A 14473-nucleotide genomic window follows, 5' to 3' on the forward strand; every position below is an offset into this window, starting at 1 on the left:
ATGCTTATCCGGGATAGCTCCAATTCCAGCACATGGATTTTAAGATATTCTGCGGTCACACGGATATAGAGAATGTTCCACGTTTTCTGAAGCGGATCTCTGATATCTCTTCAAATAACGGGACGATAATCCAGGCCATGAACGCAGAAAAGATCGCAGGAGAGAAGCATATTGTTTTTGCCATCGAGAAGGCACTACGTGCGATTGATAATAAATCCAACGCAGCCAATGATTCGGGAATTGAGATCATGAGGTACGCAGCAGGGAAAAGGCAGATAGGAGATGCTTTTTCCATGGGTTTACACGAAGGTGAAATGGACCTTGTGTTTGTAGTGCTGGGTAATCCGGAAAGTATATCCGCTTCTATCGCATCACTGGAAAAACTCATAAGCAGTAAAAATGTTATCGAATACGGTCCCGGCAAAAGGGATGCCATTCTCTCACAGTTCGATATAGGTGAAAAAGAGATTGAGGCCGCGGGAGAAGAAATGATACCCGATCTGGTTCTCGAGAGGGTGGCCCTTGTGGACTTACTGAAATAAGAATCTTAAATCTCCGGCCTGAAAGGTCGGGATTCTAATATGGAAATTGTTAATACATGTGTCACATAATCTGTTTATGTGGAAATTAATTGAAATCCGGGGAAATTAATTATGTCTCATCCGAAAACCGCAGAAGAGATGATCAAGTGTGCAGGTTCGATAGAAGCCGAACTTTTGCCAAGGTTATTGCACGTTACTGAAGCCGCAGCTATAGCAGCATCCTACCAGATGGGTCGCGGGGATAAACACTATTCTGACCAGGTGGCAGTGGAAGCCATGCGCAGGATGCTCAATTGTCTTGATATGAAAGGCATTATCAAGATAGGTGAAGGTGAGCGGGACGAAGCTCCTATGCTCTATATCGGGGAGAAGGTCGGAACATGGGAAGAGGACTTTGAAGTGGATATCGCCGTTGATCCTCTTGAAGGTACCAACCTTGCAGCAAACGGTTTTCCCGGAGCTATCGCTGTTATGGCAATGGCTGAGAGGGGAGGACTTTTCCACGGACCCGATATCTACATGGACAAGATAGTGGTGGGTCCGGAAGTCGTGAAGTATGAACGTGAGCATCCATATCATAAGATAGATCTCGATGCGCCTGTAAGGGACAATCTTGAAATTGTCGCCGAGGCACTTAACAGGAACGTGGATGAGCTTGTTGTTGTCATCCTTAAAAGGGACAGACATGAAAAGAAGATAAAAGAAATAAGAGATGCAGGGGCACGTGTCATACTTGTAGAAGATGGTGATCTCATGCCTGGTGTATCCACAGCGATAAGAGGATCGGGTGTACACATGGTGCTCGGTGCAGGAGGGTCCGGAGAAGCTGTTCTTACCGCAGCCGCCATGAAATGCCTTGGCGGAAAGATCCTTGCACGTCTTATTCTTCCGACTGTTGCCAACGGTAAATCCGATGATGAGGTTGCAAAGGAAAAGGCAGAGAAGATGCCAAGGCTTGCTACCATGGGTATTACCGAAGACAACATTAACGATGTGCTTGACACAAATCGTCTGGTTCCCGGAAGGGATGTTATATTCTCGGCCACAGGTGTCACCTCAGGACCCATACTTAACGGAGTAAGCCTGTTCGGCGAAGGTGATGCAAGGGTACACAGTATTACAATGGGCAGCTCCGGTGTTGTCAAATTTACAGATACTATTTATATCCACGATAAGGAAGAAACGCCTCTGCGTTACCAGTAATCTAAAATGAAGGTTCACGTATCTACCTACGGATGCTCTGCAAGTCAGGCATCCGCAGAAATTATGAAAGCTGCTATCCGGGATAGTAAACACTCTCTTGTTCCCGAGAAGGATGCCGATGTACTGCTTATCAACACATGCACTGTAAAATATTCCACAGAACAGAAGATCCTGCACAAGATAAGGCAGGCAGGAGAACTTGGTAAAGAAGTGATTGTAGCCGGCTGCATGCCCGAGGTACAGCTTGACGATATCCTGGCTCAGAATCCCGAAGCTCACATCCTTGGCGTCAATTCAATCTCAAAGGTTTCCCAGATCCTTGATTCCCTTGATTCCGGGAAGAAAGGAACCCAGTTCTTCCAGCAGGAGCCGGAGGGTTTCCAGAACGTAGCTCGCATGCGCTTCAATCCCAACATACACATCTGCCAGCTCTCCCAGGGGTGTAACTATTCCTGCGCCTACTGTATTGTCAGTATTGCCCGGGGAAAGCTAAGGTCCTTTGAACCTGAGGAAATCCTTGAGGATATCAAAAGTGCTATTTCCGAAGGTTGCCGGGAGATATGGCTGACCTCGCAGGATAACGGTCAGTATGGAGCAGATAGGGATGTGCTGCTTCCTGAACTGCTGAATATGATCTGCAGGATACCCGGTGACTTCAAGGTGCGTGTGGGTATGATGAATCCTTTTTCTGTAATCCCCATTCTGGATGATCTGCTTGATGCCTTTGAGAATGAGAAAGTATACAAGTTATTGCATCTTCCCATACAGTCAGCTTCTGATAGTGTTCTTGAAAGGATGAACCGCTATCATAGCATAGAAGAGGCTAATAATGTGATCAGAAGTTTCAGGGAAAGGTTTGATGACCTGACACTTTTCACGGATATTATAGTGGGCTATCCGGACGAGAGTGAAGAGGATTTGCTGAAGACCCGGCAGTGGATCGAAGAATTCAGGCCGGATAAGGTGAATATTTCAAGATACACTCCCCGCCCTCTTACAAAAGCCCTGGAGTACCGTCAGATTGACTCCCGTATCATTGTCAGCAGGTCCAACGAACTCCATGAGTTGTGCGAGAAGATAAAGCTTGATACCAAGAATTCCATGATCGGCCGGGAGTTCACCGTTTTTCTCTCCAAGGAGGCAAAACAGCAGGGTATGATGGCACGTACGGCTTCCTATCTTCCTGTGGTCATTCCCGAATGCAGCCCGGATTCCGGTGCTTCTCCCGGAACTTTTTGCAGGGTCAGTATATATGATGCTACGCCCGGATATTTCCTGGGCAATATCATAAGCTGATGAGAATCGGTCTCTTAAATCTTTTATATCTTTGATCGATTTTGCTGCTGAACTTTATCAATGATCTTCTTATCGTAAAGTTTGACAATATCACTTCTGGTTATTATCCCCAGAAGTTTTGTCTCGTCATTCCTTGATACCACAGGTAATCTTCCTATATCCTTTGCGGCAAGACGCCTTAAGACTGTATTGAGCGTCTCGTCGGGGTAAGCTACTTCCACTTCTCTGCTTGCTATTTCACAGATGCTCTTTTCAAATTCGTCTTTCTTTACCTTGTCTCTGAGATCTTTGAGGGTAACAATACCGCATAACCTGCCATTGGGGTCAAGTACCGGAAATCCGGCATGTCGGCTCGATTGCATCAGGGCTATAAGGGCGGTCACCTTCTTGTTCTCGGAAACTGTCTGGACATTATGTTTCATGGCATCCCTGACAAGCAGTGATTCCATAATGTCGACCTCTTTACCTTTGCGTATGATGAAACCACGTTTGCGCAGTCCTTCTGTGAATATCGATTCAGGGTTCAATGCGCTTGAGACAAGATTACTGACAACGCATGCAAACATGATGGGTAGTATCAGGTTGTAATCGCGCGTCAGTTCGAAAAGGATCAGTATTGCGGCAAGAGGTGCATGGCTTGTGCCTGCCAGGACCGCCCCCATACCTGCAAGGGCATAGGCACCTGATTGTGCTGTTACTTCCGGGAATATCCCATGTGCTATGGTGCCGTATGCTCCGCCCAGCATGGCACCTGTAAAGAGTGCAGGCACAATCGACCCTCCCGATCCTCCGGACCCCAGTGTCAGCGAGAATGCAATAATTTTCAGAAAAATCAACACGATCATGAGGCTAAGTGCCAGCTCGTTTGCAAGTGCGTCTGTTATTACATCATATCCGACACCGAATACCTGCGGGTAGAAGTACCCGATCATTCCTACAAAGAAACCACCAATTGCTGGTTTCAATACGGGATGAACCTTCAGGGACTGAAAAAGATCGTGTGTTGAATTCAGTGACCGCATTAACAGGACAGCTACAATACCCGCGCATATCCCGAGTCCCAGATACAGTACTGACTCGTAAAAGGGACTTACGAGCTCATAGTTTGAGGCATGGATGATCCTGACACCAAATATGGTGTTGGCCACAAGGGTGGCAAAGACCGACGATATAACTATTGGTATGAAAGTACTGGCTTCCAGCTCTCCCAGTATGACTTCAACAACAAATACCACTCCTGCAAGAGGTGCGTTGAATGCCGCGGCTATACCGCCGGCAGCACCGCATCCTAGAAGTATCTTAACCCTGTTCCCGTATATGTTGAGTGCCCTTGCAAGTGATGAACCGAGCCCTGATCCGGCAAGTACCACAGGTGCTTCTTTCCCCACAGAACCCCCGGAACCTATGGATATGACGGATGCAAGGACCTCCAGGAAGGCGTTTCGGGCAGATATGCGTCCGCCTCTGAGTGTGGTGGCTTCGATGACCTCCTCAATATCATAGCGTCTGGTGCTTGTAAAGAAGTGAACAAGTATTCCTACGACCAATCCACCGATCGCCGGTATCAGGATTACATAGTATCGTGGCAGGCCATAGAAACTGCCAAAGAAGAGCTCTTCGCTGCCTTCAAGCACATGGTCATAAAGAACGATGGCCAGTCCTGTGAGTGTGCCGACAAGCAGTGCGAGAGAATTAGATATTACCGACTCGTTCTGTAGCCACTGATAAATGTTCTCTTTGATTTTTCCGGATATAAGATCCAAGGCAATTCATCTCTGTTAGGACCTTTTGGTCGCACTGGCTGGATATTCCTGCATTGTAGAAATACTTTGCCGGTAGGGTTTTACAGAATCATTTTCTGAATCTTATTATATTAATTATAGATATATTATAAATTTGAGCAAAATAAATAAATTTATAATATATTATTGACTATTGCTAATTAGTGGAGATTCGTGGGGGCATCAGTGAATGCACTGAATGTCCGCATAAACATACATAATACAGTAGATTATGCCAGCGTAGCCTGGCTAAAAAGTGGAGTAAAACTTTAGATCTTGTCAATCTGGAGTTTAATTAAAAATTGTCAACAAGGGTGGTACTATGCATCCTTTCACCAAAAACGATGTTAAAAATAGGTTATTGAATAATGTAAGAGTCCTTATAAGCATATCAATTATGCTTTCGATATTCAACCCTGTGTTCATTGCGAGCGCAGCAGCCAGCGAGCCTGTAATTTTAGATAATTCAACAGGAGACTCCTGGATTTTGCATACGTGGGAATCAGATAGTGGTGATATTGCAGACAGTTATAATATCAGTCATGATGGAAGCTGGATCAATGACAGTATCTCCGAGTTCAATGATACTGGTCTTCTGGCACATGAGTGGTCCAACATCACAGTTTATGCTTACAATGCAACCACTTCTACTCTGTCAAGTGGAGTAGCAGACAATGTTCAGCTACCTAACAATCCAATTTACATCACTGATGTTGATACACCTGTTACTATCAAGGAAGGAGAAACCGTTACTGTAGATATTAACTCAACAGATTCTGACGGTGATTCTGGTACTTTCACCTGTAACAGGACCGATCTGTTTGATGATTTCAATCCAACTTCTGGTGAAGGTTCCTGGACAAGCAATTATACAGCTAATGGAACCTATTATGTTGAGTTCAGTGTTTCTGACGGGTATGGTTCCAGTGATTCTGAAGTAATGGAGATCACTGTTACAAATGTTAATGTCCCTCCTGAATTCGAAGAAATTGATAACCAAACAGTAAAGGTGGACGAGAATCTCTAATTCACTATCAGTGCAACAGATACTGATGATGATGCCGAACTTACTTATTCAAATGTGAGTGCTTTGCCAGAAAATGCAACTTTCGACGCCTCAACCCAGGTTTTTGACTGGACTCCTTCTGAAGACCAGAAAGGAACTCACTCTGTTAAATTCAATGTTACTGATGAAGAGGGAGCTAATGACTCCATGACAGTTTCAATAACTGTAACTGATTCATCAAGCGACACAAGCTCAACCTCGGGTGGTAGTTCCGGCGGTGGTGGCGGAGGTGGCTCCCAGACCACCGGTGAGGCCTATGAGAACATTGAGTTCAAGGACTACACACTCAAGCCTGTTGTGAAGGACAGGGAAACAATGTTCGAATTCAGCAGAGAGGATAACAGCATCATCTCTGTAAGTTTCACTACCAGTATCAATGGTGGACAGACAAAGACCATTATTGAAGTGCTCAAGGACACATCCACACTGGTAAAAAGTGCTCCTTCTGGAAAGGTCTACAGGAACCTCAATATCTGGGTAGGGGATGGCAAGCTGATTCCACGTCTGATTTCCGATGCACAGATAGTGTTCAAGGTTGAGAAGAGCTGGATCGAGTCCAGGGGTGTAGATGCCGATTCAATCAAACTGCTCAGGTATTCTGGATCTTCCTGGACGCAGCTTCCGACCTCACAGACCGGCGAGAATGACGAGTACTTCTTCTACGTAGCCGAGACTCCTGGCTTCTCTCCATTCGCTATCTCCAGTATAACTGAAGAAATTACCAGTGTAGAGGCCAGCGAGGAGAAGACAGAATCGGTTTCAGGTGGAAGTGATGTTAAAAAGTCGGTTGATGAGAAGGCAGAACCTGAAAGCAATGTTGCGACCCAGGAGGAAAAGTCTTCAACGTTCATCTGGGTAACACTGGTTCTGGCTGGTGTTGTTTTCATAGGCCTGCTTGGTTACAGGAATAAGGAATATTGTGAAGAATGCTATGAAAGAGTTCGCTCAAGAGTCAGTAATCATGACGGAAAGCGCTATCGTCGCATCAAACGCTAGGAAGTTAATTTCGAATTAGGATACTAAATAACTATAGCATTTTCTGAAGCCTTCCCGGTTCTATATTTTTCTGATAAGATACTCTGATACTGAATTTAGTTTCTATAATGTTTATTGCAGCCCGGACCAAAATAAGCTTGTTGTTGGTGGGTATGCACAAATTGTTCTCTTTCTTACAAAGACCAGGAAACGGGGATATGGTCTGCAGTAACTATCGGAAAATAATTGTTTGGCTTATATGTATTGCTTTATTTCTGTCTGTCTCAGGATTGGCAAGTGCCGACTCTGATGATATTTCTAATATTTCTGATGAAGATAACGCTGATTCCTCTGGCGGAAAGGAAAAGGAAAAAAGTGATCCATCCACGGAAGATGACTCCGATTCAGGCAGTAGTAGCTCTGATGATGAATCAGAAACAGGTGATTCTTCAAATTCGGAAACAGATGATAAAGACGCTGAAACCGAAACCACGAGCTCGGATGACAGTGAGGATACCGAAGATAATAACAGCAGGGATGATTCCTCTTCTGATGACTCAGAATCCAATGATACGGAAACTGATGGTTCTAACGAAAGCGAAGAAGATACTTCTGATGATAGTGAGACATCCGATAATGGTGTAACAAATGACAGTGAAAACGATAGTGAAACCGATGATTCTTCTGCCGATGACACGGAATCTGGTGAAGAAAGCGCAGATGATAGTGGGAATGCTAATTCTTCTGATGACCCGGAAGCAGATAATGTAAGTGACAATGATAGTGAAAGTGGAGAGAGCAGTGAGAGTGCAAGTTTCTCTGAAGATGACAATTCCTCTGACGTGAATACAGAAGATAATAAGGAGGACGACTCCTCTTCAGAAGATGATTCAAATGATGACGAATCTGATGATGAAAAAGATAATTCCGGTAAAGACAATTCCAAAAAGGATAAAGTAAAACCTGATAATACAAAGAAAGATAAGTCTTCCAGGGATGAGAATGAGTCAGAGAATACAGATAATGATAATTCTTCTGGAGACGATAACGAAGCAGAGGACATAGATAGCGACAGTAGTTCTGAAGAAAACAACGAATCAGAGGATAGCGAAGGCGAAAACTCTTCTGAAGAAAGCAGCGGATCAGACAATCCGGAAAATGACAGCAATGATTCCGATTCAGGCACTGACAACTCCAATGAAACAGATAATGAGGAAGAAGATCAGGCCAGCGACAGTGAATCTTCCGATAATTCCTCTCCAGATGACGATGAACCGAATGAGGGTGATAACCAGTCAGATTCTGAAACTGAAACCAATGACCTTACAGATGATAGTGTTGAAGAGAGCACTGAAGAATCAGCAGATTCTGCCGAAAATACGAATTCTGAAGACTCAGGTGATTCCGATGATTCCGAGCCTTCTTCTTCTTCCAGTTCAGGAGCTATGAGGGAAGGTACAAATACCCAGTCACAGGAAGCATACGAAAATATCGAATTTACAGATCTTTCCTTTGCATCAATCGTAAGCGGAAAAGAAGTGACCTTTCAGTTCAATAAAGGCAGGACCGGTATCACATCGATCAGTTTCATCCCGCAATTGAGCGGTGGACAGGTAAAGACCATTGTCGAATCACTAAAGGACACTTCCGGTTTTGCAGCAGGGAATGCCCCCGGTCTGGTCTATGAGAACTCCAACGTCTGGATCGGGAGCGGGTAGTATTCCCCTTACAAGCTTACTGAAGGAAAGGTCAATTTCAAAGTTGAAAAACAATGGCTGGAATCCAACGACGTAGACCATGATGCGATACTGCTGTACAACTATCACGATAAATGGATTCCCCTGGATACGGAAAAAGTGGATGAGGACGAGGAATTTGTGTATTATACCTCTGAAACTCTTGGTTTTTCAATATTTGCCATCTCAAGCATGGATGAGAGTACATCCGTAAGCCTTCCTGCCGCCAGGATAAACAACTCCTCTGAAGGCAATACAAGTCTTCTGAAAAATGATCCATCAGGTCAGGATGGGGCTGGAACTTTTGGCGACTCCGTAGCATCGTATGCTTTAACGCTGTTGGGCCTTGTTTTATTCTTATTGTGGGCCGTTGGTTTTGTGCTTATAAAGCAGAATATAAGTTTTGATGAGATCGGGCCCCAGTTGAGAAGCCAGGGTGGAGAGGTAATCAGGCGTCTTAGAAGATAATCCCTCCTATACAACAGGATATATTCTTACGTAGGACTTATCACTATCTTTCCCAATATTTTATGTACAATCGCAGCTTAGGTATAGCAAGGGAAATTCAGGGAAAATCATGCTTGAGAGAATGTTTGATCCGGATGCTGTAGCAGTGATAGGTGCCTCCAGGAAAGAGGGAAAAGTCGGAAGGGCGGTACTTGAGAACCTGATATCAGGTGGTTTCGAGAATATCGTTCCGATAAACCCGAATGATGGTGAGATACTGGGCTTCCAGGCTTATAAAAGCATTCTTGACGTTCCGGAAGAGATGAACGTCGACCTTGCAGTAATAGTGATCCCGGCAAAATTCGTACCTGAGGCAATAGACCAGTGCGGACGCGCAGGTATATCGAATATTGTGGTCATATCCGCAGGTTTCAAGGAAGCTGGTGTGGAAGGTGCACGCCTGGAGCGCGAATGCCTCGAGCTATGTGAAAAATACGATATCAGGATGGTGGGGCCCAATTGTCTTGGTATTATTGACACAGATTCAGGACTTGATGCCACCTTTGCTGCAAATAAGGCACACAAAGGCAATATCGCAATGATGTCACAATCCGGTGCGATATGTACCGTGGCCCTTGACTGGGCTGACAGGACAAATGTGGGCTTTTCCAAGTTCGTAAGTCTGGGGAATAAGGCAGACCTGGATGAGAATGATTTCCTGGAATTCTTTGAAACCGATGATTCCACTGCTGTAATTTCCGCTTATCTGGAAGGTGTGAAGAGCGGTCCTGATTTTATAGAAATAGCAAGACGTGTGAGCAGATCAAAGCCTGTGGTGATTGTTAAGTCAGGAAGAACTTCTGTGGGTTCAAGGGCTGTATCTTCACATACAGGAACACTTGCCGGATCTGATGCTGCCTATAATGCGGCTTTCCGGCAGAGTGGAGTGATAAGGGCAGACTCCCTGATAGAGATGCTTGATCTTTCAAGGGCTTTCTCGGCATATCCTCTTCCTGAAGGCAGGAATATCGCAATCGTAACAAATGCCGGAGGTCTTGGGATACTCACAGCGGATGCATGTTCCAGTGCGGGACTGAATATTGCATCTTTCGAAGAAGATACTATTAATGAATTAAGGGAGACACTTCCCCCGGCTGCTAACATATATGATCCTGTGGATGTGCTCGGTGACGCCAGCGCGGACGTATATGCACATGCTCTGGAAACGGTACTTGCTGACGGGAACGTGGACGGTATAATCCTTCTAGTTTCTCCCCAGGCAATGACCGACATTACTGAGATCGCAGAAAAGGTAGTGGATACCATAAAGGGCTCAGAGAAACCCATTCTGTGCAACCTTGCAGGAGGTACCCGTGTTGCAGAGGGTGAGGTGATACTGCAAAAGAACGGTATCCCCAATTATCCTTCCCTTGAGCGGGCTGTTGCCAGTATGGATGCGCTCTGTACATACTATTCGATAAAGAAGAGAAAATACGTATCTCCACCTTCAATTAATGCGGACGGAGATACTGCCGGTAAGATCATCAGGGATGCAGTCTCAAACAAGAAACGCATTCTTGGTCTCGAATCCATGGACATATTGTCCTCCTACGGGGTCAATGTTGTTGACTCCAGGATAGTAAAATCACTTCCTGAAGCAGTAGAGGCATCAGAGGAGATCGGCTATCCGGTTGTGATGAAGATAGTCTCTCCTGACATATCCCATAAGACCGATGTGGGAGGTATACGCCTGAATCTGCAGCATGCGGATGATATCGAACGTGCCTATAATTCAATGATGTCGGACGTTCACCGCTATATGCCGGAGGCGAGGATATCCGGTGTACAGCTGCAGAAGATGGTCTCAGGCGGAAAGGAGGTCATCATCGGTATGAACCGTGATCCACAATTTGGTCCCCTGCTCATGTTCGGACTCGGAGGCACCTATGTGGAATTCCTCAAGGATGTTTCCTTTGCTGTGGCACCCATAAGTAAAGAGGAGGCAAAGCACATGGTCTCGTCCATAAAAAGCTATCCTCTGATCGCAGGTGTCAGAGGGGAGGCACCTTCGGATATAAATTCTATCATAGATACGCTTATGAGGATCTCACAACTTGTAACAGATTTTCCCGAGATACTGGAATTTGAGATCAATCCTCTCATGGTAATGCAGGACGGGCAGGGTTGTGTCGCAATGGATGTGCGGTTCACCATAGACGTAAAATAAGTACCAATTACTATCATAATATAAAGCAGGCTTTAAATAATGAAAATCAGGTTCAAGGGAGCAAGATAATGGCATCGATATTGGTTAGTTCTTCAGAGAAGTTCTCAGGTAAAAGCTCTATCTGTATGGGGCTGGGCAAGATATTCCGTGACAAAGGTTATGCAGTCGGATACATGAAGCCGGTGGGAAATCTCCTGATCGACGTCCACGGCTCTCTTACGGATGAGGATGCCGAAGGCATTAAGATGATGCTGGAGCTCGATGACCCGACAAAGATCATCACTCCGATCCATCTGACCGACAGCCTGATAGACGATGCACTGACCGGCGTCAAAAAGGATCTTGACGACAGACTTATGGAGGCCTATTCTTCAATCTCGGAAGGAAAGGATGTTGTCATTATCGAAGGTACGGGCGGTATCGGAGGAGGAGCAATGTACAATCTTTCCGACCCTGAGATTGCCTCCAAGCTCGGGACAAAGATGCTGCTTGTGACGCGCTTTGATTCTATCTATGCGGTTGACCGTATACTTTGTGATCTCCGTATAATACAGGACAGGGATATACTTGCAGGCATAATACTTAATGAGGTACCTGAGGATATGATGGAAAGAGTTACCGAACTTGTTGTTCCCTTCCTTGAAAAGAAAGGCATCAAGGTTTTCGGAGTCATACCACAGGATAAGACGCTTCGATCCGTCCCGATTTCGGAGATTGTCGAAGGCCTTCGTGCGGAGGTTCTTGTGGGCGCTGACCGCCTTGACGAGTTTGTGGAAAACTACCTTGTAGGGGCAATGGAAGCAGGTTCTGCCATCAAGTACTTCAGAAGGATTCCCAACAGCGCCGTAATAACCGGTGGTGACAGGGCAGATATACAGATGGCTGCCATTGAGTCCAGGGTAAAGTGCCTGATACTTACAGGAAACATGCTCCCGAGCGGTGCTGTTCTTGCAAGTGCGGAGGAAGCGGATATTCCGGTAATCCTTGTGCGTGGTGACACCATGACAACCATTGAGAGGATGGAACAGTTGATCGGTCATGCTCACATAAAACAGCAGGTCAAACTTGACAGGATAGTGGACCTTCTGGAAAGTAACGTTGACTTGAGTTCGATTGCCGAAGTTATGGATCTGGAACTCTGAGCAAATATCAAAATATCAAAGAATGATGGTCAGGGAGAGATCTGTTCCTCTACTTCACCATCAACTTAAACTGATTCAGCTTCTTTTGTCCTGTTTTTTAGTACATCGACAACATCAGGGTCCTGCAGTGTTGTCACATCACCTGTGTCTTTACCGTTGGCTATTGCCTTGAGAACGCGGCGCATGATCTTTCCGCTTCGGGTCTTTGGCAGTTCATCGGCAAAGATCACTCTTCTGGGACGCGCGAATGGTCCGATGTTTGCATCAACATGACCTGTAAGTTTCTTTTTGAGCTCATCGTTGCCGGATATGCCTGTTTTCAATATCACATAGGCATAGATCACTTCACCCTTGATCTCATCCGATCTGCCCACAACGCCGGCTTCAGCAACCGACGGATGTGATACCAGTGTACTTTCGATCTCAGCGGTACCGATACGATGTCCGGAGACCTGTATGACATCATCGATACGACCACTTATAAGGAAGTAACCATCTTCATCCATTTTTGCTCCGTCTCCGGCAAAATATGTATCTCTGTCCCATTTTGACCAGTATGTCTCAATAAACCTTTCTTCATCTCCGTGTATTGTCCTTACCATACTGGGCCAGGGTCTTGTGATTGCCAGCAGTCCGTCCTTTCCAGGAGGCATTTCCTTTCCTTTCTCATCAAGTACTGCCGCCTTTACCCCTGGAAACGCAAATGTGGCACTTCCCGGTTTGGTGCTTGTGACACCCGGAAGCGGCGATATCATCACCATTCCCGTCTCTGTCTGCCACCATGTATCCACAATAGGACATCTGCTATTTCCTATCTTCTCATGGTACCATATCCATGCACCCGGGTTGATGGGCTCTCCCACAGAACCAAGCAGCCTGAGTGTTGAAAGGTCATGTTTCGCGGGCCAATCATCTCCCCATTTCATAAAAGACCTGATCGCGGTCGGAGCTGTGTACAGTATGGTTGCCTTATGTCTTTCCACAATATCCCAGAACCTGTCCTTTTCAGGATAATCAGGCGCTCCTTCGTACATCAGGACAGTCGTGCCATTTGAGAGAGGTCCGTAAACGATGTAAGAGTGTCCTGTGATCCATCCACAGTCGGCTGTACACCAGTATATATCATCATCCTTGAGGTCGAATATCCACTTAGCGGTTATGTGGGTTCCAACCATGTAGCCACCGGTGGTGTGTACGATACCTTTTGGTTTTCCTGTTGTACCGCTGGTATACATCAGAAACAGCATATCCTCGGAATCCATAACTTCCGGCTCACACACAGGATCGGTATCCTTTAGGATATCATGCCACCAGATATCTCTTCCTGACTCGATATCAATTTCATTTCCAAGATTTTTGACCACGATGACCTTTTTCACAGACTCACATGAACTCAATCCGGTGTCTGCCTTTTTTTTCTGCTCGACTATCTTTCCCCTGCGGTAGTAACCGTCACAGGTTATAATAAGATCACTTTTTGCATCTTCGATCCGTGTACATAGCGAACCTCCGGAAAAGGCAGCAAACACCACACTGTGCGGAGCACCTATTCTGGCACATGCGAGCATGGATATGATAATCTCGGGTATCATTGGCAGATAGATAGTAACAATATCGCCTTTTTTCACACCCTGCTCCTTGAGTGCATTGGCAAGGCGGGCAGTTTCCTCAAGAAGTTCCCTGTAGGTATATTTCCTGATATCTCCGTTCTCGCCTTCCCAGATGATAGCAAGTTTATCCGGATTCTTTTTTACATTTACATCAAGGCAATTGTATGATGCGTTCAGTTTTCCGCCGATGAACCATTTAGAATGTGGTGCGTCCCATTCATGCACACGGTCCCATTTTTTGAACCACTCGATCTCTTCTGCCTGTTCTTCCCAGAATCCTTCTGGATCATCATCCGCTTTTCTGTAGATCTCAGGATCATTGATATTTGCGTTCTTAACAAAATCATCAGGTGGGTCGAACTTGAGATCTTCTGTCTGAAGACTGGTATTTTCTCCCATAATAACACCGCTTGGAATATTGTTCCCCAGAACAATATTGTATCAATTT

Annotated in this window: 9 protein-coding genes and 1 pseudogene; 8 read left to right on the plus strand and 2 right to left on the minus strand. The window is 45.5% G+C overall.

Translation table 11 applies throughout. From position 1 onward, the window contains the following. The first annotated feature begins 32 nt into the window (after positions 1-32). The 3 genes from cgi121 to HWN40_RS02645 all read left to right on the plus strand — a co-directional run bounded on the left by cgi121 (position 33) and on the right by HWN40_RS02645 (position 3041). Complete coding sequence (gene cgi121, locus HWN40_RS02635; RefSeq protein ID WP_176964300.1) at positions 33-542, plus strand: KEOPS complex subunit Cgi121; 510 nt, start codon at positions 33-35, stop codon at positions 540-542. Between the two features lie 111 nt (positions 543-653). After that, a complete protein-coding gene (gene glpX, locus HWN40_RS02640; RefSeq protein ID WP_176964301.1) occupies positions 654-1745 on the plus strand; it encodes a class II fructose-bisphosphatase in 1092 nt (363 codons plus the stop codon). Between the two features lie 6 nt (positions 1746-1751). Next, positions 1752-3041, plus strand: coding sequence for a tRNA (N(6)-L-threonylcarbamoyladenosine(37)-C(2))-methylthiotransferase (locus tag HWN40_RS02645; RefSeq protein WP_176964302.1), 1290 nt, complete (start codon positions 1752-1754; stop codon positions 3039-3041). A 23-nt stretch (positions 3042-3064) separates the two neighbouring features. On the opposite strand, the gene HWN40_RS02650 is transcribed toward HWN40_RS02645, so the two are convergent. Beyond that, positions 3065-4804, minus strand: coding sequence for a chloride channel protein (locus HWN40_RS02650; RefSeq protein WP_425487361.1), 1740 nt, complete (start codon positions 4802-4804; stop codon positions 3065-3067). 415 nt (positions 4805-5219) lie between these two features. On the opposite strand from HWN40_RS02650, the gene HWN40_RS02655 reads away from it, so the two are divergent. From HWN40_RS02655 to HWN40_RS02680, 5 genes and pseudogenes are all read left to right on the plus strand, one after another. Next, the gene (locus HWN40_RS02655) at positions 5220-5849 is read left to right on the plus strand and encodes an Ig-like domain-containing protein (protein WP_176964303.1); all 630 of its coding nucleotides are present in this window, start codon (positions 5220-5222) and stop codon (positions 5847-5849) included. Between the two features lie 6 nt (positions 5850-5855). Beyond that, positions 5856-6884, plus strand: a complete 1029-nt coding sequence (locus HWN40_RS02660) for a PGF-pre-PGF domain-containing protein (protein WP_281361430.1) — start codon at positions 5856-5858, stop codon at positions 6882-6884. Between the two features lie 269 nt (positions 6885-7153). Next, positions 7154-9067: pseudogene (locus tag HWN40_RS13680) on the plus strand (PGF-pre-PGF domain-containing protein). Positions 9068-9176: 109 nt separating this feature from the next. After that, positions 9177-11273, plus strand: a complete 2097-nt coding sequence (acs, locus tag HWN40_RS02675; protein WP_176964306.1) for an acetate--CoA ligase alpha subunit — start codon at positions 9177-9179, stop codon at positions 11271-11273. Positions 11274-11341: 68 nt separating this feature from the next. Next, positions 11342-12415, plus strand: coding sequence for a phosphotransacetylase family protein (locus HWN40_RS02680; protein WP_176964307.1), 1074 nt, complete (start codon positions 11342-11344; stop codon positions 12413-12415). Positions 12416-12480: 65 nt separating this feature from the next. Here HWN40_RS02680 and acs (HWN40_RS02685) read toward each other — a convergent pair whose 3' ends face one another. Then, positions 12481-14424, minus strand: coding sequence for an acetate--CoA ligase (acs, locus tag HWN40_RS02685; protein WP_176964308.1), 1944 nt, complete (start codon positions 14422-14424; stop codon positions 12481-12483). Positions 14425-14473 lie beyond the last annotated feature (49 nt).

Source organism: Methanolobus zinderi, assembly GCF_013388255.1.
Classification (GTDB): Archaea; Halobacteriota; Methanosarcinia; order Methanosarcinales; family Methanosarcinaceae; genus Methanolobus; species Methanolobus zinderi.